Below are 26,927 nucleotides of genomic sequence, written 5' to 3' on the forward strand. Positions count from 1 at the left end.
CGCCGGCTTGATCGAACAGCGACGCAAGGAGCCCGACAGGAACGATGTTCCTTCGTTGACAAATGAAACCGATTGCATCTACGTTCCGAATACCGCCGTCGCTGTGCACCCCTGTCGAATCGCCGCCAGGAAGGACACACGGAGAAACGATGGTGGAGCTCAGGTTCACCAGGCGGGCCGCCCTGCAGACCGCGGCGGCCGCGGCACTCGTGCTCGCGTCGGTGGCACCCGCGGGAGCGGCGCCGCAGGCACTGGCCCCGCAGTGGCAGCCCAACCCCGCGGTCGACGGCCTGAAGGCCTTCGAGGGGATCGAGGCCGACCGCGGTGGAAAGCACCCGGAACGCAAGTACGTCGTCATCGAAGGCGACCACTGGAAGTTCAACATCTGGAAGGACGACCGCGACACCACGGGTGGCGGTGACCGCCAGCGCACCGAGTCGAAGGGCATGGTGGCGAACGGGGCGGCGCTGAAGCTGAAGAACGGCGAGACCTGGACGATCTCCTACGAGATGTTCATGCCGTCGACCCTGCACGGCACCAGCAAGTTCACCCACATCTTCCAGACGAAGACACCCAAGACCAACGGCGGCCCGTGGACGACGTTGTCCCTCGGCCGCAGCGGCAGCAAGGAAACCATCCGGGCGCGGGCGTTCAGCACGTCCGGCGCGCCGGACATCGCGTCCACCGACCTGGCCCCGTTGCGCGACAAGTGGGTCACCGTCGAGTGGACGATCACGCCCGGCGCCAAGGGCACGGTCGGGTTCGTGATCCGCAACGGCACGGGTGCGAACGCGCCGATCGCCGCGCAGGGCAGGCGGACGGACGTGCGCATCCCGGACGAGGGTGACTACATCCGGCCGAAGTGGGGCATCTACCGCTCGGTCGAGAGCGCCTCGTCCGACATCCTCACGACGTACATCAACTTCCGGAACTACCAGGCGACCAAGAAGTAGCGCCGAACCCGGTGATCACGGCACGGCCTTGCGCGAACGCGGGCCGTGCTGTGATCATGGGGGCATGTCCACCGATCGAAAGGGCGTGTTCGCCCTCGCGCGATGAGCGCACGTCGCCGGCGCACGTCCCGGCACGTCGCCGATCCGGCCCGAGCACTCGACCTGTGGCTCACCGCCGTCGACATCCGCACCGAATGGCAGGGTCACGCCCTGCGCGCCGAACCGGCTGACCGCGAGGCCGCCGAACGCGCCATCACCTCCCTCTACGCACTGGCCGGCAGGCCGAAGCCCCGGTTCGACTGGACCGGCTCGCCCGCGATCGCCGCGTCACTCGTGCCACCGACGGTCAACGCGCTGTCCGCGGACGGGCCGTGGCCGTTCGAGAGCGAGCTGGCCACGCTGGGGTCTGCGTTGCGGGACCGGCTCGACCACGGCATCCGCGGTGCACCGAACCTGTGGCCGGAACGCGGGGGAGTCCGCACGGTGCTGCGCGCACAGCTGGAACCGATCACGCGCCGCATCCGCTCCGAACTGCGCGACGGTCTCGGCCTGCATTGGTACGGCCAGCAGGAAGCCGACTGGATCGCGCACCACGACGTGCACCGCAGGGTGCTCGGCGCGCGCCACGATCCCGAGGACGAGGCCCAGTTCGAGCTGTGGGCGACGGTCGCCCGCAGCTGCGGCTGGTGGTGGCCGCGGGAGGACGTGTGCGTGATCGCCGAACGCCCGTCGGCGTTCGGCACCGAACCCGTGCCCGGCACGTTCGACGACGAGATTCGCCTGCACGGCAAGGCGATCGAGTTCCCGGACGGCTGGTCGGTGTACGCCTGGCACGGCACCCCGGTGCCGGGCTGGGTCGTCGAGGCACCGACCGTGGACCGCATCGCGGCGGAGCGCAACGTCGAGGTGCGCCGGTGCGCGATCGAGCACATCGGCTGGGCCGCGTTCATCGACGGAGCCTCGTTGCGGCTCGCCGGCCAGTCGGCTGATCCCGGAAACCCCGACAGCGCACTGCTCCTGTACGACCTGCCGTCGGACGTGTGGGGTGTCCACACGCGACTCCTGCTGGCCGTCAACGGCTCCTTCGAACGGGACGGCACGCGGCGCCGCTACGGCCTGCTCGTCCCGTCCCACTTCGACAACCCGATCGACGCGGCGGGCTGGACGTACGGGCTCAGCGGAGCCCAGTACGCCCAGCTGCGGCGCCGGACCTGACCTCACGAGGTGATCACGTGAATCTCGCGCAACTGCTCGACCGGTCCGGCATGGACGCCGTGGACCACCTGGAACGACAACTGACCATCCCGGTGATCGACGGCCTGCAGGGGCAGGGCGACCTCGTCGTCATCCCGCTCGACATGACCACCGCGCAGGTCCGAGCGGCCGGCTGGCGAGCGGTCCCGCCGAGCGGCGCGGAGCTCGTCCGCGGCGCCGCGGGCAACAACCCGCACACGCTCGTCGCCGACCCGGACATCTGCCGGTACCACCAGAACGTGCACGACGCGGCGGGGCTGGGCATCGCGGTGTTCGAGAACTCCGCGCCGGTCTACCTGGTGCACCCGGAACACGGCGGCACCGGCGTCGCGCCGGGGCGGTGGCTGGTGCGGCGTCAGCGGGAACGCCGCACCTCCGGCCGGGTGGGGTACCCGTTGCTCGGTTCGACGACCTGGTACCACGGAGGTTCGACGGCGCTAGTCGCCGACTAGCCGGGCGCCGTCCGGCGCTACGGTGGCCGTGGAGAGAAACGGAGTGGCTGATGTCGCAGCTGGACCACGCCGAGTCCGAGTTCACCGCGGCCCGGCCGAGGCTGTTCGGCATCGCGTACCGGATGTCGGGCAGCGTCGCCGACGCCGAGGACCTCGTGCAGGAGGTCTGGGTGCGCTGGCAGACCGCGGACCGGGCAGCCGTGGTCAACCCGGAGGCGTACCTGGCGACGGCGATCACCCGGCTGGCGATCAACGAGAGCCAGACCGCGCGGGCGCGCCGCGAAACGTACGTGGGGCCGTGGCTTCCGGAGCCGGTGGACACCGCCGCGGACCCGCAGCTCGGTGCCGAGCGGGGCGCGGTGCTGGAGCTGGCCGTGCTGATGCTGCTGGAGAAGCTCACCCCGACCGAACGGGCCGCGTACGTGCTGCGCGAGGCGTTCGACTACCCGTACCGGGAGATCGCCGAGATCGTGCGGACCACCGAGGTCGCGGCACGGCAGCTGGTCAGCCGGGCGCGCAAGCACCTCGCGGACGAACGGCGGGCGCCGGTGGACTCCGCCGAGCAGCGGCGGCTGCTGTCCGCGTTCGTGGCCGCCGCGCAGGCGGGCGAGCTGGCCGAGCTGGAGCGGCTGTTCAGCGACGACGTGGTCAGCTACTCCGACAGCGGTGGCGTGGCGCGCGCGGCGCGGGTCCCGCTGGTCGGCGCGCGGAACCTGGCGAGGGTGTTCGCCTCGTGGGCACCGAAGTTCTGGACCGGGGCGGACGTGTCCTTCGTCGAGGTGAACGGGCTGGCCGCCGTCGCGGTGGGCCGGGACGGCGACACGCACGCCCTGGTGACCGTGACGGCGTCGGCGGAAGGCATCGACCAGGTGATGTGGCTGGTGAACCCCGCCAAGATCGGCGCGTTCCGCACCGTGTGACGCAGGTCCTGTCACACCTGCGCCCGCTGTCCGGTCTCAGCTCGTGAACGCCCGCGCACCGGCGGGCCCACGAAGGGACGGACCATGAGGATCGTTGTCATCGGCGGCACCGGGCTGATCGGCTCGCAGGTCGTGACCAGGCTCGGCGAGCACGGCCACGACGCCGTGCCCGCGTCCCCGGCGAGCGGCGTCGACACGATCACCGGCGAGGGCGTGAAGGAGGTGCTGCAGGGCGCGGACGTGCTGGTCGACGTGTCGAACTCGCCTTCGTTCGCGGACGACGACGTCATGAGCTTCTTCCGCACCGCGACGGGCAACCTGGTCGAGGCGGCTCGCAGCGCCGGTGTGGGCCACTACGTCGCGCTGTCGGTGGTCGGCGCCGAGCGGCTGCCCGACTCCGGGTACCTCCGCGCGAAGGTGGTCCAGGAGAAGCTGATCGAGGAGTCCGGCCTGCGTCACTCGATCGTGCGCGCCACCCAGTTCTTCGAGTTCGCGGTCAGGATCGCGGACTCGGCGACCTCGGACGGCGTCGTGCGGTTGCCCGACGGTGGTGTGCAGCCGATCGCGGCCGAAGACGTCGCCTCGGTCGTGGGACGCACCGCGGCGGGTGCGCCGCTCGACGGCGTGCTGGAGATCGGCGGCCCGGAGGTCTTCGGGATGGACGAGTGGATCCGCACCGTGCTCACCGCCCGCGCCGACGCGCGCCAGGTCGTCACGGACCCGAGCGCGCAGTACTTCGGCACCCTGCTGGAGCAGGACTCGCTGGTGCCGGGCGACGGTGCCGAGCTCTCGTCGACGAGCCTCGCGGACTGGCTCGCCCGCTGAGTCACCGCGGATGGGATCAGGGGTCGCCGTCCGGCGACCTCTGCCATTCCCAGTTGATGCCGACGACGCCCGCCGCCATGCCCTCGGCCGTGATGTGCACGGCGTGGTGGGTGTTGAGCGGCAGCTCGGTGACCCGGTGCCTGCCGTCGTACAGGTCCGCCCGGTAGTACCCGCGCACGACCGCGGGCAACGCGTCGGGGTGGAACCGGACCTCCAGCAGGAACGTGCCCTCCGGCTGGCGGAAGCCGTGCGCGAAGTCCGTGCTCGCCGCAGGGTTGTGCACCTCGCACTCGTACAGCCACGTCTCGCCTGCCGCGAGCGGCTGACCGAACAGCACCTCGACGACCAGCGCGCCACCGGGGTCGTGCCGCAGCAGCCTGCCGGTGGCGCAGTTGCGCACCGGCCGCACGGCGACCTGGTCGATGACGCCGTCCTGCGCGCCGAAGTACCGCAGGGTCGTGCGGTCCACGCCGTCGCGGCGGGCGCGGACGAGACTTCGGATGCCGAGCGTGGCCGTGCGGCGGTCCGCGCCGACGGTGACGGTGTGCTCGACGGTGATCGGTTCCAGGTCCCAGGAGTAGGCGCGGGGCACGGCCTGCAGCAGTTCGCCCAGCGCGCCGCTGCGTTCGTCGACGCCCAGCCGGGGCGCGCGGAGCAGTCCGGTCAGCGTCCGGGGAGGCAGTTCGAGTATCTCCTCGAGCGCGCCGACGGCCTTCAGCGAGTGGGGCCGCCGCGGTGAGGTGCGGCCGTGCTGCCAGTCGCTGAGCGTGGCGAGGCCGACCCGGATTCCCTGTTGCGCCAACCGTGAGCGCAGCCGTTCGAGCGGCAGGCCACGCTGGTGGATCGCCTCCCGCAGCACGACGTGGAACGGCCCCGGCACGCGACCGATCATGCACCCTCTGGCCACCGCGAAACCAGCACCAGGCCGAAAGATCCAGTCTTCGAGGCGCCGGCCCCCGCGTCAACATCCGAAACTCCGGAACGGTTCGCGGCGCCGCGAAGGAGTAGGACCTACCTGTACCCGCGCGCACCGCCGCCCGTCGCGGACGACGAGAGGCGGAAACGCATGCCCGCGCGTTTCAGGACCCGGCTCCGGCAGGCGATCGCCATCAGCGCTCTGGTCGCCGGGACCGTTGTTCCGGTGCCGGCACAGGCGGCTCCGGTGGCGAACCCCGCGAGCTACGTCGACACGCTCATCGGCACCGAGGGCCGTGGCGAGACGTGGCCGGGCGCGGACACCCCGTTCGGCATGGTGCAGTGGAGCCCGGAGAACACGAGGGGCAACCAGAACCGCACGCCCTCGCCGGGTGGTTACGACTACAAGGCCACGAGGATCCGCGGGTTCGCGTTGACCCACCTGTCCGGCACCGGGTGCGCGGGCGCGTCCGGCGACATCCCGTTCCTGCCGTACGCGGGCACGGTGACCACGTCGCCGACGGCGGACACCACCGATGCCGTCTACGCCACGAACTTCGCGCACGCCAACGAGTCCGGCAAGGCCGGGAGCTACCGGGTGAAGCTCGACTCCGGCGTGGACGTCGAGCTGAGCGCGACGACCCGGACGGGCTCCGGCCGGTTCACCTACCCGGCGGGCACGGCCAGCATGCTGCTGCGCACATCCAGCTCCGAGGTCGGCAGCGGCGCCGCGGTCACCAGCATCGACCCGGCCACCCGCACGATCAGCGGCTCGGTCACCAGCGGCAACTTCTGCGGCTACATCAACCCGATCGGCAGGCGCAGCTACTACACGCTGCACTTCACCGTCACCTTCGACAAACCGTTCTCCACCACGGGAACGTGGGAGAACGACGTGGTGCGGCCGGGCACGACCAGCGCCTCCGGTGGCACGACCTACGGCACCGCGGGCTGGCCGGAACCGGGCAAGGGCTCCGGCGGGTACGTGACGTTCGACCTCAGCTCCGGTCGCACGGTCAACGCGCGGGTGGGCATCTCGTACGTCAGCGCCGCCAACGCGCGGGCCAACCTCGCGGCCGAGAACCCGGCGGGCACGACGTTCGACGCGGTCAAGCAGCGAGCGTTCACCGCCTGGAACACCGAGCTGGGCAGGCTCGAGGTCACCGGCGGCACCCCCGCCCAGCTGACGACGTTCTACACGGCGGCGTACCACTCGTTGTTGCACCCCAACGTGTTCAGCGACGTCAACGGCCAGTACACCGGCATGGATCAAAAGGTGCACACGGTGTCCGCCGGGCAGCGGGCGCAGTACGCGAACTTCTCCGGCTGGGACGTCTACCGCGGCCAGCTGCAGCTGGTGACACTGCTCCGTCCGGACGCCGGCTCCGACATCGCGCAGTCGTTGCTCAACCAGGCCACCCAGAACAACGGCGTGTGGGACAGGTGGACGCACAACCAGGGCGGCACGCACGTCATGAACGGCGACCCCGCGCACGCCGCGCTGCCCAGCATCCACGCGTTCGGCGGCACCCGCTTCGACACGCGGGCCGCGCTCGCGTCGATGGTGCACTCGGCGACCACCGTCACCCCCGAGGACCTGAGCCGCGACGGCTGGAACGTCATGGTCGTCGGGGAACGCCCGTCGCTCGACAAGTGGCTGTCGATCCACTACATCCCGGCGAACGGCAACGCGTGGGGCGGCGCGGCGGAGACGCTGGAGGAGTCCATCGCCGACTTCTCGCTCAGCCAGTTCGCGCGCAAGCTCGGTGACACCGGCCGGTACTCCGAGTTCATCAAGCGCGGCCAGTACTGGAAGAACGTCTTCCACCCGGCGCGCAAGTACGTCCAGAACCGCGAGGCAGACGGCACCTGGCCCGCGCACGACCCGGCGAGCGGAGCCGGTTTCGCCGAGGGCAGCTCGGCGCAGTACACGTGGATGGTGCCGCACAACGGCAAGGCGCTGATCACCATGATGGGAGGCAACGCCGAGGCGACCGCCAGGCTGGACAACTTCTTCCACAACGTCGACGGCACCTGGGCGTTGAGCGGCAAGGGCGGGCTCAAGGCGGAGATGGCCAACGAGCCGTCGATCACCGCGCCGTGGATGTACAGCTTCGCGGGCAGCCCGTACAAGACCCAGGAGACGATCCGCGAGATCGTCAACACCCTGTGGTCGGCGGCTCCCAGCGGCATTCCCGGCCAGGACGACCTCGGCGCGATGTCCGCTTGGTACGTCTTCGGCGCGATGGGCATGCACCCGCTCACCCCCGGCCGCGCCGAGATGCTGCTGGCGAGCCCGCTGTTCGAGCGGATCGTCGTGAAGCGGAGCAACGGCGTCATGCTGACGATCACCGCTCCGGGGGCGTCGGCGGACACGAAGTACGTCCAGAGCCTGGCGGTGAACGGGGCCGCGTCGACCAAGGCGTGGCTGCCCGAGTCGCTGGTGCAGAGAGGTGGCACGGTCGGCTTCACACTGGGGTCGAAGCCGAACACGTCGTGGGGCAGTTCGCCCGCCGACGCACCACCGTCGTTCGATTCCTGACCGCCGTCGGGCGCGACGAGGTCCAGCCCGCGCGGGCTGGACCTCGTTGTCCGCCTTGCGGTCAGGCCTCCGGTGGTGGTGTCAGGATGCCGCCCGCCGCCGTGCGGATGCGCAGCGAGGACGCCTTGACGTTGCGGACCAGCTTGTCGACGTCGTAGGCGACGAGCTTGCCGCCGCGCTTGAGGATGCGGCCGTCCACGAGGACGGTGTCGACGTTCGCCGGCGTGGCGGACTGCACGACGGTGGTCTCGATGTTGGCGATCGGCGCGATGTTCACGTCGTTGGTGCGGATGAGGATGATGTCCGCGCGCTTGCCGACGGTGAGCGACCCCGTCGCGTCGCCGAGTCCCAGCGCCCGCGCGCCGTTGATCGTGGCCATGGTGAGGACGTCCCGGAAGCCGATCTCGGGCAGCGTCGCGGACGGCGTGCCCTGCCACGGGATTCCGGTGTTCCAGGTGAGCCGCATGGTCTCGAACATGTCGGGCGGCGCGATCGAGGTCGCGTCGGACGACAGGGAGACGCTGACCCCGGCCCTGCGCAGGCGCAGCAGCGTGTCGCGGGGATCGCCCGCGCTGCCGAGCCGGAACTCCGAGTGCGTGGACCAGGCCAGCGGCGTCCTGGTCCTGGCCAGGATCTCCATGTCGCTGTCGAGTGCGGTGATGTAGTGGCAGAGCAGCACGTTCGGGCCGAGCCACCCGCGTCGCTCGTAGTCGGCGGCGTCGACGATCCGGGGTGGTGCCTGGCCCGCGTGGATCGCGACGGGCAGCCCGCGCCCCATCGCCGCTTCCATGTCAGTGATGAAGGCGGCCTCGGTGCTCTGCGAGAGTCCGCGCAGGTTGATGCCGAAATGGACGAGGCCGTCGAACGCGGTGCCGCCGGGGAAGTACTGCCGCCGCACCCGGTCCAGGTCGGTGAAATCGACCGGCTGTTCCCGCGGCATTTGGTCGATGTGACCGTAGGAGTACCGGGCGCGCACCATCGCGTCCCGATGTGCGCGCAACTCGGCGTCCGCGTGTGCCGGTGTGCGGGTGTTGTTCGACCAGTTGTGCACCGTGGTGACGCCCGCGTTCACCAGTTCGACGAGGCCGAGCAGGACGCTGTTGTAGAAATCGCGCGGCTCGTAATGCGTCGACGTGGCCCGTTTCGCCGCGAAGTAACCGAATCCGTCCGCGATGTAGTTCCGGCCGAGCGCGCTCCACATGTGGTAATGCGTGTTGACGAAGCCGGGCATGACGATCATGTCCGTCGCGTCGATGATCTTGGCGCCGCGTGCGGGCAAGTTGCGGCCGACGGCTTCGATCCGGCCGTCGTCGACGAGGACGTCACCTCGGGGCAGGGTCCCGAGTGCCGGATCGACGGTCACCACCGATCCGCCTTTGATGAGGTACCTGCCCCGGCGGCCGGGTGGTTCGTGCGGAGCGGGATCCGCCTGTGCGATGCCCGCTCCGCTCGCCGTGGTGACCACGGCCGCCGCGCCCAGCGCCTTCGTCAGAGTCCTGCGGTTGATCATCTGCCACCTCTGTCAGGGGGAGTCGGCACACGTGTGCCCGCACCCTAACCGGCAGAGGTATGCGTCATGATCATCTGACTTGGTCCAGTGGTCGCAAATGCTTCTCGACGTCGGTGATCACCGCGTCGACCTGCGGCCGGAACCACGACTGCTTGTCCTTCGCCGCCTGACGTTGCGCGATTTCGTCCACATTGGACGAAGAGACCACGAGACCGGGCGTGACCAGCCAGCCCTCGGGCAGCTGCCGGACGTCCTTCGCGTGCTGGGCCAGCAGCCACCCGGCCGCCGCGCCCTTGACGAAGTGCTCGGCGGAGACCGACGCGAACAGGTTGCCGTCCTTGATGCCCTGCAATGCACGAGGGTCGAGGCTGAACCCGCCTGCCAGCCACTTCCCCTTGGTGTCGGCGCGCACGGTGGCGAGGTTGACCGCGTCGATGTCACCGGTGCCCAGGAACGCGACGGCGTCCGGGTTGGCGTCGGCGAGCGTCCGCCAGGCGACCAGGTTCGGCGGCGCGTCGCGCTGGGTGTCCAGCGGGCCGATCACCCGCACGGACGGCAGCTTCTCGGCGAACCGGTCCCGCATGCCTTGCGCCCGTTGGTCCAGCGCGGGCTGGGCGGGGGAGTTGCTGCCGAGCACGACCTTGCCGGTGCTGGCGGCGGGCAGCCGCTTGATCGCCTCGTCGGCGAGCATCTGGCCGAGCTCGTAGTTGTCGTTCTCGAGCAGCAGCTTCACGCCCGCTCCCGGCGCGATCTGACCGCCTGCCACGGCGATCACCGGTATGCCGCTCTCGGTCACCTTGCCCATCGGGGCCGCGAGCAGCTCCGGCGCCACCGCCGAGACGCCGATCCCGCCCTTCGCCTTCGTGGTGAGCTCCCGGAACAGCTCGACCTGCTTGAGTCCGTCGTGGGTGGGCGGACCGGTCACCACGAACTCGACTCCACCCGCGATCTGCGCGCCCGCGGTGAAGCCGTCGCTCATCTCGTTCGAGAAGTCCCGGCTCGTGTTCTGGGACACGAAACCGATCGTGGGCCGATCATTGGATGTTTTCTCGTCGCCGCATCCGCTCAGGGTGAGTGCCAGCACCAGGCCGGACGAAACAGTTACCGCGACGGAACGTGAATGAAGCGTCATCAGCCGCCAATCCTGATTGTTCGCGGCGGCCGACGGTACTCGACCACGACGAGTGACGAGATTCGGCTGCCATTCCCCGATTCCGGCTAGCCGCGCGGCGAAACGGGCGCCGTATTGCGCCGAGTTGCTACGATCACGCGTCCATGTCCGCGTGACACGGGATCAAACAGATGCTCTGGAAGTGGATCGAGGCTCGGGCCACCGCGCGGGCAGCGGTGGCCGGTCTGTCGATCGGCTTGGTCGTACTGGCCGGTGTGGCTCTGTGGACCAGCATGAGCATGCAGAGCACGAACGCCCACCTCCGCGAGCTCACCGAGACCAGCGACCGCTGGGGCCAGGTCGTCCAGCGCGTCGACGTCGCGGACCACGCGATGGGCGACTACCTGCTCGCAGGCACCGACATCATGCGCGAACCCCTCGCCACGGCGGCTGGTGCGGACGACGAGAACCTGCGCTGGCTGGCGGACAACGGGACGCCGTCCGATGTCAGGGCGTCGGCGAAGATCGGCAGGTTGTACGGCGACTACACGACCCTGCTGAAGGAGATGCTCGCACTCGGCGACCGCGGCGACACCGAGGGCCTGCGGCTGAACGCGGCCCAGGCCGAGCTCACCGCGGGGTCGCTGCGCAAGCAGTTGGCCTCGGTGGTGCAGCTGAAGCGGCTGGAGACCACCGAGTACCTCAAGCTGGCCGACCGGCGGAACCACCAGCTGCGGCTGGCCGCGCTGGTGGCGTCCGTCGTCGACCTCGCACTGGTCGGCCTGTGCGGGATGGTGCTGCTCGGCCACCGGCGCAAGGTCCTGCGGCAGGCCGCCAGCAGCGAGCACGACGCGACGCACGACTCGCTGACCGGGCTGGCCAACCGGACCCTGCTCGCGCAACGCACCGAACAGGCCATCCAGCGCGCCGACGACGACCACCCGCTCGCACTGCTCCTGATCGACCTCGACCGCTTCAAGCCCGTCAACGACACGCTGGGCCACTCGTTCGGCGACCGGCTGCTGCAGCACGTGGCGGCCCGCCTGACGACGACGGTCCGCGACCTCGACACGGTGGCCCGGCTGGGCGGCGACGAGTTCGCGGTGCTGCTGCCGGGGGTGCACGCCGTGGCCAACGCGGTGCGCGTGGCCGAACGGATGCACGAGGCGCTCGCGTCCCCGGTCGACCTCGACGGGCTCTCACTGGAGGTCAGCGGCAGCATCGGGATCGCCGTGTACCCGGCCGACTCGGTCAACGCGAACGAGTTGCTCAAGCACGCCGACATCGCGATGTACGCGGCCAAGCGCGGCCGGCTGGGCACGGCGGTCTACGAACCGGTGCTCGACGAGTACAGCACCGCCCAGCTCACCGTCATCAGCGATCTCCGGCACGCGCTCGACCACGGCGAGCTGGTCCTGCACTACCAGCCCAAGGCGACGGTGCGCAGCGGTGCGGTCTGCGGCGTGGAGGTGCTGACGCGCTGGCAGCACCCGCAGCGCGGCCTGCTCGGACCGGACCAGTTCATCCCGGCGGCCGAGGACAGCGGCCTGATCGAACCGCTCACCCAGTACGTGCTCGATCGGGCGCTCGCGCAGTGCCACGCCTGGCACACGAGCGGCTGGGACGTGCCGGTCTCGGTGAACGTCGGCGCTCAGTGCCTGCACAACCGGACGTTCCCGGACCAGGTCGAGGCGGTGCTGGCGCGCTACGGACGACCGGTGGAGACGCTCACGCTGGAGATCACCGAGAGCGCGATCATCGCCGACCCGCAGTGCGCGACCGAGGTGCTCGGCAGGCTGCGGGACCTCGGCGTGCGGCTGTCGATCGACGACTTCGGCACCGGCTACTCCTCGATCGCCTACCTGCGCACCATGCCCGTGCACGAGATGAAGATCGACCGTTCGTTCACGACGAACATGCTCACCGACGCCAGCAGCAACGCCATCACGCGTTCCCTGCTCGGGCTCGCGCACAACCTCGAGCTCGAGGTGGTCGCCGAGGGCGTGGAGGACCACGAGACGTGGCGCGTGCTCGCGGCGCTCGGGTGCGACATCGTGCAGGGGTACTGCCTCAGCAAGCCGCTCCCCGCCGAGGAGTTCGTCGCGTGGCTGGACCGGCACGAGTCCACACAGGACGCTGAAGGCGATGCGGCGCCGGTGACTCAGGCGTCCAGGTAGGGCTGCGCGGTGCTCGTGGCCGAGGGTGACCCCCGCCGGGCCTGCCACGTGGAACCTCGGACCATCCAGAACGTGGCGCCGAGCACCAAGAGGTACAGGTTGGCCCAGATCAGCTCGAGCCCGTGCCACGCGGGCAGTCCGATCAATCCGAGCGCGGGGACGTCCATCCGGTGCCCGGTCAGGAAGTGCACCGGCCAGGCGAACAGCACCAGCACGAGCCCCGCGGCCAGCCGAGGCGAACGCTGGTACAGCAGGATCGCCAGCGGCACGAACCACACCCAGTGGTGGCTCCACGAGATCGGGGACACAGCCGCGCCGGTGAGCCCGCACACCGTGATCGCGAGCAACTGGTCGCCACCGCGGTGTGCCCGTGCGGCGACGAGCAGCCCGAGCACGGCGACGGGCACCGCGACGGCCAGCCAGAGCCACGTGGGCGGCTGCGGCACCGCGAGCAGCCTGGCGAGCACGCCGTTGATCGACTGGTTCATGGCCGAGGCCACCTCGCCGACCCGCTCGGCCCGCAGGAACGTCCCCGACCAGTAGCGAAGCGTGTCCGCGGGGGCGAACACGAGTCCGATGAGGACGGTGACGGCCGTGGTCGCCGCAGCGACCAGCGCCGCGCGGAACTGTCGGGTCACCAGCAGGTAGACCACGAAGATCAGCGGAGTCAGCTTGAGGCCGGCCGCGATGCCCACGCCGATGCCGCGCCAGCGGCCCGGCCGGTCCGATCCCAGGTCCCACAACAGGAGCACCAGCAGCAGAAGGTTGATCTGTCCCAGGTAGACGGTCCAGGACACCGGTTCCAGCCAGAACAGCACCGCGCTGAGCCCCAGCACTTCCAGACGCCGCGCTGTGCGCAGGCACAGCCGCACGGCCGTGCAGAGGAGTGCCAGGTTGGCCAGGAACACCAGTGCCTGCCACAGCTGGACCGGTCCGAGCGCCAGCGGGGTGAACAGCACGGCGGCGAAGGGCGGATAGGTGAAGGCGAACGCGCCACCCGCGATCTTGCCGTCGTAGAGCGGCTGCCCGGCCAGGAACGCCTGCGCGCCCGCCCGGTACACCTCGAGGTCGAGGAACCCGCTCATCACCAGGTAGCTGGTGACGTGGTGGTGCAACACCGACACCACCGCCGCCAGCGCCAGTGATCCGGCCACGACCAGTCCCACGCGCATGCCGCTCACCCGCAGTCGAAGAGTTGTTCAGGTGGCGCCTGAACGTCCACCGGCTTGCAGTGCGCGGTCACCCACGCCTGGCGTTCCTGGGCGATGGGGCCGCCCATCATCCCGTGGAACCCGCCCACCATCACGAACCGGAGCCTGCCGCTGTCCACAAGGGACTGGAGCTGGTCCGTGGAGGGGAACGGTGCCGCGCCGGTGAACCCGCCCATCGGCAGCACCGACTCGCCGGCGGCCAGGTAGGGCGCGGCGGTGTTCGCCGTCGGCACCGCCATCAGGTACTGCTCCGACCGGTGGTGTGCGCGAACGTGATCCAGCAGCGCCTGGTTCGGCGTGAGCATGTGCATGTCACCGAGGCCGGGCGGCATCTTCGCGTCGGACGGCAGCCCGTGCATGGCGGCCATGCCCGCGGCGGGCAATGCGACCGCCTGTCCCACCACGGGATTGATGCCGTCCAGGCCGTCGATCGGCTTGGCGGACGCGGTCACGGCGAGGCCGCCCGGAACGATCAGCACGAGCGCGGTGGCCACGACCGCCCAGCGAGGCGATGGCAACCGGGCCAGTCCGGCACCGGCCAAGGCCGCCACGGCGGGCGCCAGTGCCGCCGTGTAGTACGGGTGGATGCCGGTGGCCGCGGAGAAGACCGCCAGGTGCCCGAGGAGCCAGCCGGCCCACAACACCCAGCCGGGTCGTTCGGCGCGGCCGCCACGCGCCAGGCCGTGCACCAGCGCGATCAACGCCACCGGCAACAACCAGCCCACTCCGGGGCTGAGGACCCGGCCGAGGCCGGGCGGCCCGCCGAAGTCCGTCAGCATGCTCGTCAGCTGGCCGCTGGGTGCGTCGCCGTGCCACAGGCGTCCGAACCCGTTGTAGACGAACACCATCTCCCACACGGAGTTGTGCGTGCTGCCGTCGACGTACGGCCGGGCGCCGGCAGGCGTCATCGCGACCAGGAGGATCCACGAGCCGCTGACCACCAGGGTGACGACAGCGGACACCGCGGTCCGGCCGATCCTGGCGAGCAGGGTGCCGTGCGCGCTGAGCAGGTAGGCGGCGAACAACCCCGGCAGCACCAGGAACGCCTGCGCCATCTTGACCTGGAACGCCAGCCCGACCCAGAGGCCGGCCAGCAGCAGTGGCCGCCAGCGGCCGTCGGCGACCGCCCTGGTCATCGCGTTCGTCGCGCAGACGAGCAACAGGACGAACAGGGTGTCCGGGATGTTCACCCGCGCCAGCACCACGGAGATGGGCGTCAGTGTGAAGGCCACCGCCGCGATGATCGCGGCACGCTCACCCGACCACCGCCGCACCGCGTCGTAGAGCACCGGCACCGTGGCGGCGAAGGCGAGTGCCTGCGGCAGCAGCACCACCCACGGGTGGAAACCCAGCACCCGCACGAACAACGCCTGCACCCACAGCGCTCCGGGAATCTTGTCCACGGAGATCGACCCGGCCGGATCGTAGGCGCCGTAGAGGAAATCGTGCCAGCTCGTGCTCATCGCCCGCACCGCGACCGTGTAGTAGTAGTGCGGGTCCACCTGGCCCACCGCCCAGTACGCGAGCGCGAACGCCAAGGTGGTGAGACCGGCGACCAGCCACCGCGTCACGAGGTGACAGCCGGGTTGACGAAGTGCGGGTCGCCCAGCACGTGCACGCGGCGCAGGTGCCGCGGTGCCCGGTGGGTGAACGCCTCACGTCCGTGCAGCAGCCCGTAGTTGTCGGTGATGACCACGTCCCCGGCCCGCCAGTCGTGCGCGTAGAAGTAGCGCGGGTCGTACAACGCCTTGCGCAGCTCTTCCTTGAGCGCCACCACGTCCTCGACGCCCGCGAACTCGTGCAGCGGCTTGTTCAGGAACGACTCGTCGCCGTCGACGGGCGGTTCGTTGTACCGGAGGGTGGGTTCGCCGGTCCTGGGGTGCGGCACGACGAGCGGGGACACCGCCTTGCCGCCGTAGTGCACGACGTTCTGGATCCGGTACGTCACCACGATCTCCCGCCACCTGGCGAGCGTCTGCTCGTCCAGTTCGCGCAGCAGCCTCGTCGTGTCGCAGAAGGTCGTGCGGCCCCCGTGCCCCGGCCCCGGCTCGCTCACGCACTGGAAGACCTGGAACTCCGGGATGAGCGGCTTGTACATGCCGTCCCAGTGCATCGGCACGTAGCTGTGGTCGAAGATGTGGTCGGTGGGGGAGTCGGCCTCGACCAGCTCCAGCACCGGGCCGAACGGCCACATCATGATCTCGCCGAGTCCCTCGCACCAGGTGCTGAACGCCTCGGCGCTGCCGGGCGCGCCGAAGTCGTCCAGCACGACGATGTGGTGTTCGCGGACCAGCTCACGCACCTGCCGGTGCGTCAGCGAGGAGGCGGAGACCCGCGCGCCGAACGGTTCCAGGTGGATCATCAACAGCCTCTTTCACGCCCAGAGTGTGATCAGGTGCAGAAGTTGGTCAGGTGCAGGAGTTGGTCAGCACGAAGTGACTCGGCCGGCCGCGGTCGAGCACGAGCACGGCGCCCAGCCGTTCGGCCTCGGCCCGCTTCATCAGCTGGAAGCGGCCGCCGCCCTGAACGGCCACCGAGTGCCACGGCGTCAGCCAGCTGTCAGCTCCGCCGCCGAGCAGGATGCCGAGCTTGGCCGAGCCGCAGGGCTGCGGATGGATCGACAGCCGCACGGCGTGCGGGAACCGGTCGCCGACCAGCCGGCCCCACGCACGGCTGCGCGCCACCACGCCGTAGGCGCGGTCCCGGCTCTCGCGCTGCAGCGCCGAGCGGGTGCCCTGGTAGTCCGGGCCGAGCCGGTCCTCCACGAGGAAGCGCACGATGCCCAGATAGGTCGCTCTGGTGTTCTCGTTCGCGCGGATCTCCGCGCGCAGCTGCTCGAGGCTCTCGCTGTACCGGCTGTCCAGGTCACGCCGCAGTTGGTCCGGGCACAGCCCGGCCGCCGCGTCGTCGAGGGTGAACAGCCGCAGCGCGTCCGGTGCCTCGCGGGCCACCAGCCGAGCCATCGCCCGCTGGTACGCGCTGACGTGGGCGTCCGGCACCCCGATCAGATCGGCGAAAACCCGCCCGTCCGCGCAGATCGTGATGCGCGCTCCCGGTTCGTACACCGCGGAGATCTGGTCGCACAGCCCGGCGAGAAAACGCACCGCGATTTCTTCGGCCTTGTCCGGAAGAGGGCCGAGGACCTTGTTCCGGTTCGGCGACTTCGCCGGGAAAGCGGGCAGCGACAGCTCTACCGGGCGACCGTCGCGGACCTGCTGAACAACCTGGTCAAGGTGCGGTCGCAGGCAGTCGGGGCAGTGTTCGGAGAAACATTCGCCGCCATGGCGTGCGCGGCGCCGATGTGTGAGAAGAATGGACAGGATTCTGCGTGCTGTGCGTTCTTCCGTCACGATTGAAGTATCGAACGACCACAATGCGTTGTCTAATAAAAGGAGGTCATCAAGGTTCTTGATGTCAACGGTTGACGCGCGCGCAGGTAGTTTAAAACCAAACAACATCGCGTAGGCTGCGGTGACATGGAGGTCGAGGTACGTCAGCTGCGGATGATCTGCCAGATCGTCAAGTCCGGCAGCATGACGAGAGCCGCGGCCGAGCTGAACATCACCCAGCCCGCGCTGACCTACCAGCTGCAACGCGCCGAGCGCATGTTCGGCGGTGCGTTGTTCGTGCGCGACCGGCGCGGCACCCGCCCCACCGCACTCGGTGAGCTGGTGCTCAACTACGCGCGAACCCTGTTGCCGTCGCTGGACAAGCTCGTCAGCGAGACCCGCCTGCGCACCGAGACCGGCGCGGACGTGCCCAGCCTGGTCCGGATGGCGTCCCAGCCGTCCCCGGTGGCCGCGCCCGTGGTCCAGCGCCTCGGCGAGCTGCTGCCCGGCAGCGAGCTCGTGGTCCGCCAGCAGCGCAGCGGCCGGGAGATCCTGGAGCTGATAGCCGCCAGCAACCTCGAGCTCGCCACGGTGCTCGAACACCCGGAGCTCCCGCTGCCCCGGCCGGACGGCGTCGTCCTGCACGAGATCGTCACGGAGCCGTTGTTCGTCGCCATGGCCGCGACCGGCCCGCTGGCCGACCGCAGCGAGATCAGGCTCGCCGACCTGGCCGAGCAGTCGTGGATCCTGCCCGAGGAACTCGAAGTGCAGTGCTCCGAGTACCTGCACCTGGTGTGCCAGCGCGCCGGGTTCACGCCCACCATCGGCTACCGGCTCGGCGGCTTCACCGCGCGTGACGTCCTGCGGCGCGGGCTGGCCGTGGCGCTCGCGCAGGCCACCAGCACATTCGGCGACGGCGTGGCCGTGCTGCCCATCGCCGACGTGAAGACCGAGCTGCGGCACGTGCTCGCCATCGCCGCGGACAGCCCGGTGGCCGTGCACACCGCCGCGTTGCTGGAGGCCGCCGACGCGGGCTACTGGGACAGCGCCGCCAGGGCGGGCGTGTACCAGCGCTGGCTGACCCGCCGCATGGCCGGGTAGTTCAGCTCCCGGAGGTGACCCTGAGCGCCGCGATCTGCGGCCCGACCGGGGTGCCGTCGACCTTGAGATCCAACGGTCGCCATGTGCGCGGGAGTTGGGCGAGCGCGACGGCGACCTGTGCGCGAGTGAGGTGTGCGCCGAGGCAGAAGTGGGTGCCGCGCCCGAATCCGAGGTGCGGGTTGGGGTTTCGTCCCGGCCGGTGGACGTGGGGATCGGCGAAGACGTCGGGGTCCCTGTTCGCCGAGACGACCATCGCCACGACGCGGTCGCCGCGTCGGATCCGGTGGCGACCGATGGTGGTGTCGCGGGTGGCGAAGCGGTCCGTTCCTCCGGCCGGTGGCAAGAGTCGCAGCAGTTCTTCGACGTCGTCCGGTGCGCCGGGGAAGCGGTCACGGACGAGAACGGCGCTCGCCAGCAGGGTTGTCGTCGTTTCGGTGCCGTTGGTGAGGAGGAGGGTGCAGAAGTCCGCGACCTCCTGGTCGGTGAGGTCGCTGCGCGCCAACGGGGTGTCGCTGGTGCGCCGCCACGTGCGGAAGTAGTCCGCGATCTCGGCGAACGTCCGCTGCGTGTCGTGGGTCGCGCGGGTGCCGATGAACGTCGTCACGGCGTCGGTCCAGCGGGCGAAGCGGGGGTCGGGCTCGATGCCGAGCAGGTGGCAGATCGTGCGGGTCGGAAGTGGACGCGCGAACGTCTCGATGAAGTCCGCGCCTTCGTGCAGCTCGTTCGCGAGCTGGGCGGCGTCGTGACCGATCCTCTCGCGAGTTCGATCGAGGACCCTCTTGGTGAACTGCTGGGCGACCACGGCTCTGAGCGCCGCGTGCCTCGGCGGGTCGGTCGCGATCAGGCTGCGCAGCACGGGGTTCGCGGCATGCGGTGCTTGCGGGTTGTACCGCAGCTCGTCCGACGAGAACGTGTCGTGGTCGGTCAGCACTCGTCGTGCGTCGGCGTACCGGTGCACGAACCACGCGCCGTGCTCCCGGCGAACCGGGTCACGCAGTCCTTCGCGCGCCGTCCGCTCGTGCCATTCGAAGATCATGCGTCGAGCCTGATCCGCTCGCTTTGCCTGCGGCTTGGAGAAAACGGACATCCGCGGGCGAGCACCCGGCCTTGCGGAACTCCGCGAGCAGGTGCGCCTGGTCGTAGCACCCGCACCGCACCGCGATGTCGGCCCATCGCCCCCGCGACGCGACCGCCCGGTGCAGCCGGACGACCCGCGCGTACTCCTTGGGCCGCAACCCGACCTCGACCGCGAACCGCCGCCTCAACTGCCGTTCGGAGAGCCCCACCAGCCCCGCCAGCTCGGTGATCGCGACACCGGGCGTCGCACGGATCGCCGCGATCGCGCGAGCCACGACGGCGTCCGGTTCGAGCTCGGCGGACCGGGGCGACGACACCGGCACACCGTCGACCGGCACCTCGTCGGCCGCGATGCCGAACAACGCCCGGCACGCCCCCGGCCGCAGGTGAAACCCGCTGAGCGGCATCGGCAGCATCCCGCGCCGTGCCACCGTCTCCGGCCCGGTGAGCAGGAACGACCCGTCCGGCAACCGCACGAGGTCGACGGAGGGCACGGGCAGCTGGGGCGGCAACAACCCCGGCTCCCGCGTCCACACGCGACTCACGTGCTCAGCCTGCACACCACCGATTCAACCAGCCACTGGGCGTTGCTACATACCGGTATCTCTGGACGTGTGCCACCCCTCGGCCCGCGTGCTTGTGCCTACCATTCGGCGGATGCCGATCCTCGGCGCAGGAAGGTGTGGATGAATCCGTGGTTGCCGGTCGCCGCGGCGCTGCTGGCCGCGGTCTGCACCGCAGGGGGTGCGCTCCTCGGAGCTCGTATGAACACGGGTGCCGGCGATCGCGCCACCGAGCAACGCGAAGCGCAGGGGCGCCGGGAGGAGTGGTCCAAGCGTTTTCTCGAGATCCTCGCCTACGCCGTTGACGAGTCTCCGCGCAAGCGCACCGCGGGTCTCGAGCTCTTGGCGGCGCTGGCCGACTCGGAGCTCGCGGGCCCGGATGAGCGCAAGCTGATGTACGCACTGACCGACCGTGTGCTGAATCCACTCCTTCGCGAGATCGAGAAGGACGATCTTGCTTCGGCAACGCCGGAGCTCCCGGATGACGAGGGGCGAGGTCGCGATGACTGAGTCACTGCATCCCGATGCCGAGCAGGTCGCCGCCGCGCGTCTCCGGGTCGTGCTGGACCGCAGGACCGGCAGGCGCACGCCGGCCATCATCGAGGAACTGGCCCGAATGGACATCGACGTGGCTGCACAGGGCCAGATGTCGACTTCTGAGCAGCACGAGGCGCCTGCCTTCGAACCGGACGACACACCAGACGAGCAAGACCTACACCTCGACACCGGGCTGACCGTCTCAGCACGTCGTCCGGTGGCTTATCAAACATCGGCCTTGCCATTGCTGGTCACCGTGAATCCGGTAACCGCGGGCCTCACGCTGCGCCAGCGGAAGGTCCTGGACGTCATCAGGGACTGGGTCGACAGGTTCGGCTACCCGCCGAGCGTGCGCGAGATCGGCGAGGCGGTCGGGCTGACCTCGACGTCCTCAGTTGCCGTTCAACTGCGGGAACTGGAGCGGAAGGGCTACCTGCGGCGTGATCCGAACCAGCCGCGCGCGATCGGCATGCTGCCCGCAGAGGTCGCCCCCGCGTCCAAGTCGACGCCCGCCTACGTACCGGTGCTCGGCCGCATCGCGGCCGGGGGGCCGATCCTGGCCGAGGAGTCGATCGAAGACGTGTTCCCGCTGCCGCGCGAGATCGTCGGTGAGGGCGAGCTGTTCCTGCTGCGCGTCGTCGGTGACTCGATGGTCGACGCGGCCATCGCCGACGGCGACTGGGTCGTCATCCGCAGGCAGCCGACCGTGGACAACGGCGAGATCGCCGCCGCGGTGATCAACGGCGAGGCGGTGGTGAGGACGTTCAAGCGTGAGGACGGGCACGTGTGGCTGTCGCCGCACAACCGCGACCATGAGCCGATCGACAGTGACGACGCCACGATCCTCGGCAAAGTGGTGACGGTTCTGCGGCGTCTCTGAACAGGGCGGCAAGGGGGCCCGCGGAAGGCGCAGGCCCCCTTGCCTCGCTACGGGTAGACGGCGTGGGGCAGGTCGGCCCGTTCGACCTTCGCCAGCAGCTTCGCGTAGTCGAAGTCCGCCTTGGCCTTCGCGACCAACCGGTCGCGTTCCTCCCCGCCAGGCACGCCGAGTACCTCGCCAGCCACGTCGGCCGGAGCCTTGCCCTGCGGAGCCCGCAGGCGCCAGCCCGGCCCGGCGGCGGAGTCCAGCAGCTCAGCGCAGTCCGCGCCGGCGCGGTAGCCGCGTGACCTGGCGATCCAGACCAGCAACAGCTTGCCGACCGTGAGGTCCAGCGAGCGGTCCAGTGGCCCGTGCCCGCCCAGCCGCACGTACCGCTCTTCGACGAACCGGGCCGTGCCCTCGATGAGGTGGTACATGTGTTCGCGCTTGCGGGTCTCCGGCAGCCGGTCGTGGCGGGTGGCGCGGATCGCGAGATAGGTGAGCAGGGCCGTGCGCGCGGTCGAAGGCCGCTGGCCGGGCGGCAGGGTGAGCACCGCGTCCTCGAGCAGGGCCAGCGCCGCGTTCTCGACGTCGCGCGGGTAGTCGTTCGGCCAGTACTGGACACCGTCCCCGTGGTCCCACCCGGCCTGGTGGACGTGGAACGCCTCGTGGACCGCGATGCGGCCGAACAACCACGTGCTCGGATCGAGCACCCAGCCCACCGCGGTGCTGAAGCCGACCAGCCAGGTCAGCTCGCCCGCGACCTCCCGTGCGCCGACCGTGCCGCCCGGATCCTGCGCCGCTTCGACGCCCGGACCGCGCGTGATGCGGTGCACCCGCGGCAGGCACAGCGCTCGCGGAAGATCCACCGGCTGTGCGTCGCCGACCTTCGCAGGGTCGCGCGAGTTGAGCACGTAGGCGTAGTCGACCGGGGCGTCCGCACCGGGGAAGTGACCGCAGATCATGGGGCCGCGGTCGGGCCGGTAGCCGTTCCAGATCTGCCCTGAGTGCTCGCTGAACGTCGAGTGGATCTGGCTCAGGATCGTGAACAACTGACGGTCCGGTAAGGGCAGGGCGCGCCACACCGGTGAGTCGAAGTCCGGAGGCCGCACCGGCGTGTCCGGGCCGATCCGGCCCGATGCCCAGGTCGGCAGGCCACCGCTGAACGTGGTCAGCAACGCGAGAGCGGCGCCGCCGCGGATCACGGCGCGTCGATTGAGATCAGTCACGGAGGGAGTGAATCCAGCCGCGAATACGGGCTGGATAAGCACTCCCCGTCCGTCACTTCGGGTCGAGCACGAACACCGGGATCTGCCGGTCGGTCTTCTCCTGGTAGTCGGCGTAGGACGGGTAGGCCGCGACGGCCCGCTCCCACCACTCGGCCCGCTCGGCGCCGTCGACCTCGCGGGCGACGTAGTCACCGGTCACGGTCCCGTCCTGCAGCGCGATCTCGGGGTGCGCCTCGATGTTGTAGTACCAGGTGGGGTGCTCAGGAGCACCGCCCTTGGAGGCCACGACCGCGTACCTGCCGTCGTGCTCCACCCGCATCACGGGGGTGTAGCGCAGCTTGCCGGTCTTCGCGCCGCGCAGCGTGAGCAGCACGATCGGCTTGCCGAGGACCTTGATGCCCTCGGTCGTCCCGGTCTCGAGGATCTTCCGCGTCTGGTTCTGCACCCACTCGGTGGGGCTGAGCTCAACGTCTGCCATGCCCACGATCAACACCTCGCGAGCCGCGATCATTCCCGGCCGTCCGCCTACCTACGCGACTCTCACCGACGCGAAGGACGAGCGCGGCTGGCTGATGATCGCCAACTTCGTCACCGTCGGCACGCTCACCGGTCTGCTCCGTCGACAACGCCACTAGGTGGACCGAATGACGGCCGTCACGGTGATGTCGACGTACCGGCCGATCATGAACCTCGGCGCGCGGATGCCCAGCGTCCTGCGGTCCAGCCGTGCGGTCGCGGTCATCGCCGGTTCGCCGTCCGCGGTGGACAGTTCGACGACGCCGCTCAGCTCGGTGGAGGTGCCCCTCGCGGTGAGGGTGCCCGCGACCTGCCAGCCGCCTTCGACGGGAGACGCCGACGTCGCGGTGAACGTCATCGTGGGGTGCCGGTCCAGGTCGAGCAGGCTCGGCTTGCGCAGATCCAGGTCGCGCTTGGCGATCCCCGTGTCGATGGCGCTGAGGTCCAGGGTGCCGTGCACGGCCAGCAGCGCGCCGTCCGCGCCGATCTCGACGGTTCCTGCGGTGACGGGCACGGTCCCGTTGGCGACGCGACCCAGGTTACCGATCTTGAACGACGCGGTGCAGCGCGTGAGGTCGGCCCGCCAGGTGCCGGCGGCCAGCGTCTTGGTGGTGGTGGTCATGACTGCGCTCCGGTGTGGTCGAAAACCTCGTGGACGGGGTACATCTCGACCCGGTCGGCACCCGGCAGCAGCGCCGGGTCCTCACCGGGCAGCAACGAGGTGCTCATGATCGCCTTCTGGGTGTCGATGAGCGCCTGCTCGGACTCGGCGATCGACACGACGACCTCCGAGCCGTCGGGTCGCCGCAGCACGTAGGTCCTGATGTTGCCGGGCACCGACGTGGCCGCGGGCTTGATCCGCTCCTGTGCGGCGAAGTCCGCCGCCGCCAGCTGTTCCGGGGTGCGTGGCCGGTCGAAGTACGTGAGCTGCGCGTGCATGGCCCGTCTCCTCTCTTCGTGCGGACTTGGTGTCGCCGCCGAGTCTTGGCCGGGCGGGCCCGGCGCGGATCAGTGCCAGTACGCAGTGCGGTACCGGATCGCCACTGATCGGAGATACTCCTGAGGTGGAGGCTCCGATCGTCGGACGCGACCGCGAGCTCGCCGAACTGCGCGCGGGGCTCGTGGCGGCGGCGGGTGGCTCGGGCAGGTTGGTGCTGGTCGGCGGGGACGCGGGCATCGGCAAGACGCGGCTCGCGGTCGCCGCGACGGCCATGGCCGCCGAGTACGGCGTCCCGGTCGCACGCGGCCAGGCCGTCGACGACCCCGGCATGCCGCCGCTGTGGCCGTGGCGCAGGCTCGCCCGTGACGTAGCCGCACTGCACCGAGTCCTCACCGACACGCGCTTCGACCCGGCTGACGCGGAAGGCTCGGCGACAGCGCGGTTCGCCATGCTCGCCGACGCCACCGACGCGCTGGTCGCCGCGGCCGCGTCCACCGGTCTGCTGGTCGTGCTGGAGGACATGCATTGGGCGGACCGGACGTCGTTGCGGCTGCTCGCCCACGTCGCGAGCGAGCTCGACACCGCCCGGATCCTCGTCGTCGCCACCTACCGCGACGCGGACGGCGCGTTCGCGGACGCATTGCCCGACCTGGTGCGCGCCCCGGCGACCCGCACGGTCCGGCTCGCCGGCCTGACCCGTGAGGACGTCGCGGGCTGGGTGCGGCGCACCACCAGCGTCGCCGACCCCGACGAGCTGGCGACCCGGCTCACCGACGGAACCGGCGGCAACCCGCTCTACGTGCGGATGCTGCTGGACCGCATCACCGACAGCGGCGAGGTCACCGGTCACCCGGAGCTGCACCGGCTGATGCTGGCGAGGCTGGACGGCCTGAGCCTGCGCGCACGGGATGTGCTCGACGCGGCCAGCGTGCTGGGGGAGCGGATCGAACCGGCGCTGCTCGCGGCCGTCACCGGGGAGGAGCCCGCCGCACTGCTCGACGAGGCCGTCGCCGCCCGAGCGCTGCAGGTCGACGGCGACGTACTGGCGTTCACGCACGCGCTCGTCCGCGACGCGGCCTACCAGGAGCTGGCGCCCTCCGCCCGTGCCGATCTGCACCGGCGGTGCGCGCTGGCCCTCGCCGCCACCGGGGGTGCCCCCGGCCGCATCGCGACCCACTGGCGGCGCGCGGACGGACCGGACGCCGCCGGCGAATGCACCCGGTGGGCGACGGTCGCCGCACGCGCGGCCACCGCCGAGCTCGCCTACGACGAGGCACTCCGGTTCGCTGCGCTCGCCCTAGCCGCAGCCGAGCACGCCCCCGTGCGGGACCGCGCCGTGCTCACGCTCGACCTGGCCAGGGCCGAGTTCCTGACCGGAGAGGTGGACGCCAGCCTCGACCACTGCCGCGCGGTGGCCCGGCTGGCCGAGGACGCGGAGGCGCCCGAGCTGATCGCCGACGCGGCGCTCGTGATCACCGGACTCGGTGACCCGGTGCTGCTCACCGCGGTGGGGCAGCTGTGCACGACGGCGCTGCGGCACCTCCCGCCGGACGCCACCGCTCCGCGCGCCCGGCTGCTCGCCCGCCGCGCCATGGCGGTGACCGCCGCGGGTGCGTTCGACCTCGCCCGCGAGTTGTCCGCCGACGCGCTCGACCTCGCCGAGCGCAGCGGAGACCCGGACGCGGAGCTCGACGGCATCCACGCCCGCCACCTCGCGCTGTGCGCCCCGCAGTTCCTCGCTGAACGAGTGGCACTCGCCAACCGGGCCGTGGCGCTGGCCGACACCGCCCGGCAACCGCACGCCTCGCTGTGGGGGCACGTGTGGCTGGTCGACGCGGCGTTCCAGGCGGGCGACCTCGCCGCCGTCGACCGCGAGCTGGCGCTGATCGAGCAGTTCGCCGCAGCGCGGCAGCACGCCGTGGCCTGGTGGCACCTGCACCGGCTGCGGGCCACCAAGGCGGCACTGGTCGGCAAACTGGACGCCGCGCGGGAGCACAACGAGACCGCCCGCGCGCTGGCCGAGCGGATCGGCGCACCCGCGGCGAAGGGCATGTACCACGCGTTCCGGCACGGGCTGGCGCAGATCAGCGGCACCATCGACGCCGCGTCCGCGGAGGAGTCGCTCGCCGTGCTGAGCCTGGTCGGCGACGTTGCGCTGGCCCGCGTGTACGTGCCGTTCGTGCACGCCCTGCTCGGCGACCTCGACCAGGCGCGCGCCACGTTCGAGGAGTTCCGCGCGATGCCCGACGCCGTCGAGGTCGGGCCGATGTGGGCTCCGCTGCTCAGCCAGATCGGTGAGGTGGCCTGCATGCTCGACGACGCGGCCACCGCCGACCTCGTCTACCGCAGACTGTCCACACTGGACCCGGACTTCTCTGCGGACGGGTCGGGCGTCGTGTTCTGCCGGGCCGCCTCACCGCACCTGCTCGGCGACCTCGCGATGACCTGCGGCCGAACCGCCGTGGCCATCGACCACTACCGCACGGCCGTCGAGATGAACGCCCGCATCGGCGCCCGTCCGTTCCTGGCGCTCAGCAGACTCGGGCTCGCGCAGGCCCTCGTCACCGAGGGCGACCTCCCCGCCGCCCGGACACTCGCGACCCAGGCAGCGGCGGAGTTCCGCGCGCTCGACCTCCCGGTCCGGCTGGCCGCCGCCGACCGCCTGCTGCGCCGCATCGGTACCGAAGAGCGGACCTCGGATCCGTTGTCACCACGCGAGTCCGAGGTCGTGGAGCTGATCGCGCAGGCGCTCACCAACCGCCAGATCGCGAGCCGCCTCGTGCTGTCCGAACGCACCGTCGAGACGCACGTCCGCAGTGTCCTGGCCAAGCTGGGGTTGCGCACCAGGACCGAGATCGCCGCGTGGTCACTGCGCAGCTCGTGAATTCGAACGCGCTGATGGACCG

Annotated in this window: 25 protein-coding genes; 12 read left to right on the forward strand and 13 right to left on the reverse strand. The window is 70.6% G+C overall.

The annotated features are described in order from the left end of the window. The first annotated feature begins 149 nt into the window (after nt 1-149). From FKR81_RS03100 to FKR81_RS03120, 5 genes are all read left to right on the forward strand, one after another. Complete coding sequence (locus FKR81_RS03100; RefSeq protein ID WP_146349353.1) at nt 150-953, forward strand: hypothetical protein; 804 nt, start codon at nt 150-152, stop codon at nt 951-953. Nucleotides 954-1,055: 102 nt separating this feature from the next. Continuing rightward, on the forward strand, nt 1,056-2,168 hold the full coding sequence (locus tag FKR81_RS03105) for a DUF6745 domain-containing protein (protein WP_146349354.1): 1,113 nt from the start codon (nt 1,056-1,058) through the stop codon (nt 2,166-2,168). A gap of 17 nt (nt 2,169-2,185) precedes the next feature. Beyond that, a complete protein-coding gene (locus tag FKR81_RS03110; RefSeq protein WP_146349355.1) occupies nt 2,186-2,659 on the forward strand; it encodes a hypothetical protein in 474 nt (157 codons plus the stop codon). Nucleotides 2,660-2,709: 50 nt separating this feature from the next. Beyond that, nucleotides 2,710-3,579 carry an RNA polymerase sigma-70 factor gene (locus tag FKR81_RS03115; RefSeq protein ID WP_146349356.1) on the forward strand — a complete coding sequence of 290 codons (870 nt, stop codon included), beginning with the start codon at nt 2,710-2,712 and terminating at the stop codon, nt 3,577-3,579. Nucleotides 3,580-3,663: 84 nt separating this feature from the next. Then, the gene (locus FKR81_RS03120; protein WP_146349357.1) at nt 3,664-4,404 is read left to right on the forward strand and encodes an SDR family oxidoreductase; all 741 of its coding nucleotides are present in this window, start codon (nt 3,664-3,666) and stop codon (nt 4,402-4,404) included. A gap of 16 nt (nt 4,405-4,420) precedes the next feature. On the opposite strand, the gene FKR81_RS03125 is transcribed toward FKR81_RS03120, so the two are convergent. Beyond that, complete coding sequence (locus tag FKR81_RS03125) at nt 4,421-5,296, reverse strand: hypothetical protein (RefSeq protein ID WP_146349358.1); 876 nt, start codon at nt 5,294-5,296, stop codon at nt 4,421-4,423. A gap of 174 nt (nt 5,297-5,470) precedes the next feature. On the opposite strand from FKR81_RS03125, the gene FKR81_RS03130 reads away from it, so the two are divergent. Beyond that, nucleotides 5,471-7,861, forward strand: a complete 2,391-nt coding sequence (locus tag FKR81_RS03130) for a GH92 family glycosyl hydrolase (protein ID WP_146349359.1) — start codon at nt 5,471-5,473, stop codon at nt 7,859-7,861. A 61-nt stretch (nt 7,862-7,922) separates the two neighbouring features. Here FKR81_RS03130 and FKR81_RS03135 read toward each other — a convergent pair whose 3' ends face one another. Both FKR81_RS03135 and FKR81_RS03140 read right to left on the reverse strand, forming a co-directional pair. Beyond that, nucleotides 7,923-9,371 carry an amidohydrolase family protein gene (locus FKR81_RS03135; protein WP_146349360.1) on the reverse strand — a complete coding sequence of 483 codons (1,449 nt, stop codon included), beginning with the start codon at nt 9,369-9,371 and terminating at the stop codon, nt 7,923-7,925. A 70-nt stretch (nt 9,372-9,441) separates the two neighbouring features. After that, nucleotides 9,442-10,386, reverse strand: coding sequence for a sugar ABC transporter substrate-binding protein (locus FKR81_RS03140; RefSeq protein WP_186762726.1), 945 nt, complete (start codon nt 10,384-10,386; stop codon nt 9,442-9,444). A gap of 287 nt (nt 10,387-10,673) precedes the next feature. On the opposite strand from FKR81_RS03140, the gene FKR81_RS03145 reads away from it, so the two are divergent. Then, a complete protein-coding gene (locus FKR81_RS03145; RefSeq protein WP_146349362.1) occupies nt 10,674-12,659 on the forward strand; it encodes a putative bifunctional diguanylate cyclase/phosphodiesterase in 1,986 nt (661 codons plus the stop codon). Here the strand turns inward: FKR81_RS03145 and FKR81_RS03150 are convergent. The 4 genes from FKR81_RS03150 to FKR81_RS03165 are packed head-to-tail and all read right to left on the reverse strand — an operon-like array spanning nt 12,644 to nt 17,328. Next, nucleotides 12,644-13,831: a glycosyltransferase 87 family protein gene (locus FKR81_RS03150; protein ID WP_146349363.1), complete on the reverse strand. Its 1,188-nt coding sequence runs from the start codon at nt 13,829-13,831 to the stop codon at nt 12,644-12,646. The genes FKR81_RS03145 and FKR81_RS03150 overlap by 16 nt on opposite strands. A 5-nt stretch (nt 13,832-13,836) precedes the next feature. Continuing rightward, the gene (locus FKR81_RS03155; RefSeq protein WP_146349364.1) at nt 13,837-15,441 is read right to left on the reverse strand and encodes an ArnT family glycosyltransferase; all 1,605 of its coding nucleotides are present in this window, start codon (nt 15,439-15,441) and stop codon (nt 13,837-13,839) included. Beyond that, the gene (locus FKR81_RS03160; protein ID WP_146349365.1) at nt 15,438-16,232 is read right to left on the reverse strand and encodes a TauD/TfdA dioxygenase family protein; all 795 of its coding nucleotides are present in this window, start codon (nt 16,230-16,232) and stop codon (nt 15,438-15,440) included. Before FKR81_RS03160 ends, FKR81_RS03155 begins: the two co-directional genes overlap by 4 nt. A gap of 46 nt (nt 16,233-16,278) precedes the next feature. Beyond that, nucleotides 16,279-17,328, reverse strand: a complete 1,050-nt coding sequence (locus FKR81_RS03165) for an L-tyrosine/L-tryptophan isonitrile synthase family protein (RefSeq protein WP_146349366.1) — start codon at nt 17,326-17,328, stop codon at nt 16,279-16,281. 18 nt (nt 17,329-17,346) lie between these two features. Here FKR81_RS03165 and FKR81_RS03170 point away from each other — a divergent pair, with 18 nt between their 5' ends. Further along, complete coding sequence (locus tag FKR81_RS03170) at nt 17,347-18,300, forward strand: LysR family transcriptional regulator (RefSeq protein ID WP_146349367.1); 954 nt, start codon at nt 17,347-17,349, stop codon at nt 18,298-18,300. A gap of 1 nt (nt 18,301) precedes the next feature. On the opposite strand, the gene FKR81_RS03175 is transcribed toward FKR81_RS03170, so the two are convergent. Together FKR81_RS03175 and FKR81_RS03180 are read right to left on the reverse strand one after the other, a co-directional pair. Beyond that, a complete protein-coding gene (locus tag FKR81_RS03175) occupies nt 18,302-19,336 on the reverse strand; it encodes a cytochrome P450 (RefSeq protein ID WP_186762727.1) in 1,035 nt (344 codons plus the stop codon). Beyond that, a complete protein-coding gene (locus FKR81_RS03180) occupies nt 19,290-19,922 on the reverse strand; it encodes a helix-turn-helix transcriptional regulator (RefSeq protein WP_222598164.1) in 633 nt (210 codons plus the stop codon). Before FKR81_RS03180 ends, FKR81_RS03175 begins: the two co-directional genes overlap by 47 nt. Before the next feature lie 141 nt (nt 19,923-20,063). On the opposite strand from FKR81_RS03180, the gene FKR81_RS03185 reads away from it, so the two are divergent. Together FKR81_RS03185 and lexA are read left to right on the forward strand one after the other, a co-directional pair. Continuing rightward, nucleotides 20,064-20,450 carry a hypothetical protein gene (locus FKR81_RS03185; protein ID WP_146349369.1) on the forward strand — a complete coding sequence of 129 codons (387 nt, stop codon included), beginning with the start codon at nt 20,064-20,066 and terminating at the stop codon, nt 20,448-20,450. A gap of 265 nt (nt 20,451-20,715) precedes the next feature. Continuing rightward, complete coding sequence (lexA, locus tag FKR81_RS03190) at nt 20,716-21,357, forward strand: transcriptional repressor LexA (protein ID WP_407936497.1); 642 nt, start codon at nt 20,716-20,718, stop codon at nt 21,355-21,357. Nucleotides 21,358-21,404: 47 nt separating this feature from the next. On the opposite strand, the gene FKR81_RS03195 is transcribed toward lexA, so the two are convergent. Both FKR81_RS03195 and FKR81_RS03200 read right to left on the reverse strand, forming a co-directional pair. Then, a complete protein-coding gene (locus tag FKR81_RS03195) occupies nt 21,405-22,565 on the reverse strand; it encodes a hypothetical protein (protein ID WP_146349370.1) in 1,161 nt (386 codons plus the stop codon). Nucleotides 22,566-22,617: 52 nt separating this feature from the next. Next, on the reverse strand, nt 22,618-23,043 hold the full coding sequence (locus tag FKR81_RS03200) for a nitroreductase family deazaflavin-dependent oxidoreductase (RefSeq protein WP_146349371.1): 426 nt from the start codon (nt 23,041-23,043) through the stop codon (nt 22,618-22,620). Here FKR81_RS03200 and FKR81_RS43265 point away from each other — a divergent pair. Beyond that, nucleotides 23,042-23,200 carry a hypothetical protein gene (locus tag FKR81_RS43265; protein WP_186762728.1) on the forward strand — a complete coding sequence of 53 codons (159 nt, stop codon included), beginning with the start codon at nt 23,042-23,044 and terminating at the stop codon, nt 23,198-23,200. The two genes, FKR81_RS03200 and FKR81_RS43265, sit on opposite strands and share 2 nt — an antisense overlap. On the opposite strand, the gene FKR81_RS03205 is transcribed toward FKR81_RS43265, so the two are convergent. Further along, on the reverse strand, nt 23,197-23,703 hold the full coding sequence (locus FKR81_RS03205) for a YceI family protein (RefSeq protein WP_146349372.1): 507 nt from the start codon (nt 23,701-23,703) through the stop codon (nt 23,197-23,199). The genes FKR81_RS43265 and FKR81_RS03205 overlap by 4 nt on opposite strands. Then, entirely contained in the window at nt 23,700-24,020 is a 321-nt protein-coding gene (locus FKR81_RS03210) for a hypothetical protein (RefSeq protein ID WP_146349373.1), read from the reverse strand. The genes FKR81_RS03205 and FKR81_RS03210 overlap by 4 nt, the downstream gene beginning before the upstream one ends. A 125-nt stretch (nt 24,021-24,145) precedes the next feature. On the opposite strand from FKR81_RS03210, the gene FKR81_RS03215 reads away from it, so the two are divergent. Beyond that, a complete protein-coding gene (locus FKR81_RS03215; RefSeq protein WP_186762729.1) occupies nt 24,146-26,905 on the forward strand; it encodes an ATP-binding protein in 2,760 nt (919 codons plus the stop codon). Nucleotides 26,906-26,927 lie beyond the last annotated feature (22 nt).

Source organism: Lentzea tibetensis, from assembly GCF_007845675.1.
Taxonomy (GTDB): domain Bacteria; phylum Actinomycetota; class Actinomycetes; order Mycobacteriales; family Pseudonocardiaceae; genus Lentzea; species Lentzea tibetensis.

Excerpts from the sequence above, each read along its gene's own strand:
- FKR81_RS43265 (WP_186762728.1), top strand. The coding sequence starts at position 23,042 with ATGCCCACGATCAACACCTCGCGAGCCGCGATCATTCCCGGCCGTCCG.
- FKR81_RS03125 (WP_146349358.1), bottom strand. The coding sequence starts at position 5,296 with ATGATCGGTCGCGTGCCGGGGCCGTTCCACGTCGTGCTGCGGGAGGCG.
- FKR81_RS03115 (WP_146349356.1), top strand. The coding sequence starts at position 2,710 with ATGTCGCAGCTGGACCACGCCGAGTCCGAGTTCACCGCGGCCCGGCCG.
- FKR81_RS03210 (WP_146349373.1), bottom strand. The coding sequence starts at position 24,020 with ATGCACGCGCAGCTCACGTACTTCGACCGGCCACGCACCCCGGAACAG.
- FKR81_RS03205 (WP_146349372.1), bottom strand. The coding sequence starts at position 23,703 with ATGACCACCACCACCAAGACGCTGGCCGCCGGCACCTGGCGGGCCGAC.
- FKR81_RS03100 (WP_146349353.1), top strand. The coding sequence starts at position 150 with ATGGTGGAGCTCAGGTTCACCAGGCGGGCCGCCCTGCAGACCGCGGCG.
- FKR81_RS03160 (WP_146349365.1), bottom strand. The coding sequence starts at position 16,232 with ATGATCCACCTGGAACCGTTCGGCGCGCGGGTCTCCGCCTCCTCGCTG.
- FKR81_RS03145 (WP_146349362.1), top strand. The coding sequence starts at position 10,674 with ATGCTCTGGAAGTGGATCGAGGCTCGGGCCACCGCGCGGGCAGCGGTG.
- FKR81_RS03200 (WP_146349371.1), bottom strand. The coding sequence starts at position 23,043 with ATGGCAGACGTTGAGCTCAGCCCCACCGAGTGGGTGCAGAACCAGACG.
- FKR81_RS03150 (WP_146349363.1), bottom strand. The coding sequence starts at position 13,831 with ATGCGCGTGGGACTGGTCGTGGCCGGATCACTGGCGCTGGCGGCGGTG.
- FKR81_RS03175 (WP_186762727.1), bottom strand. The coding sequence starts at position 19,336 with ATGATCTTCGAATGGCACGAGCGGACGGCGCGCGAAGGACTGCGTGAC.
- FKR81_RS03185 (WP_146349369.1), top strand. The coding sequence starts at position 20,064 with ATGAATCCGTGGTTGCCGGTCGCCGCGGCGCTGCTGGCCGCGGTCTGC.
- FKR81_RS03105 (WP_146349354.1), top strand. The coding sequence starts at position 1,056 with ATGAGCGCACGTCGCCGGCGCACGTCCCGGCACGTCGCCGATCCGGCC.
- FKR81_RS03170 (WP_146349367.1), top strand. The coding sequence starts at position 17,347 with ATGGAGGTCGAGGTACGTCAGCTGCGGATGATCTGCCAGATCGTCAAG.
- FKR81_RS03130 (WP_146349359.1), top strand. The coding sequence starts at position 5,471 with ATGCCCGCGCGTTTCAGGACCCGGCTCCGGCAGGCGATCGCCATCAGC.
- FKR81_RS03135 (WP_146349360.1), bottom strand. The coding sequence starts at position 9,371 with ATGATCAACCGCAGGACTCTGACGAAGGCGCTGGGCGCGGCGGCCGTG.
- FKR81_RS03120 (WP_146349357.1), top strand. The coding sequence starts at position 3,664 with ATGAGGATCGTTGTCATCGGCGGCACCGGGCTGATCGGCTCGCAGGTC.
- FKR81_RS03165 (WP_146349366.1), bottom strand. The coding sequence starts at position 17,328 with ATGTTGTTTGGTTTTAAACTACCTGCGCGCGCGTCAACCGTTGACATC.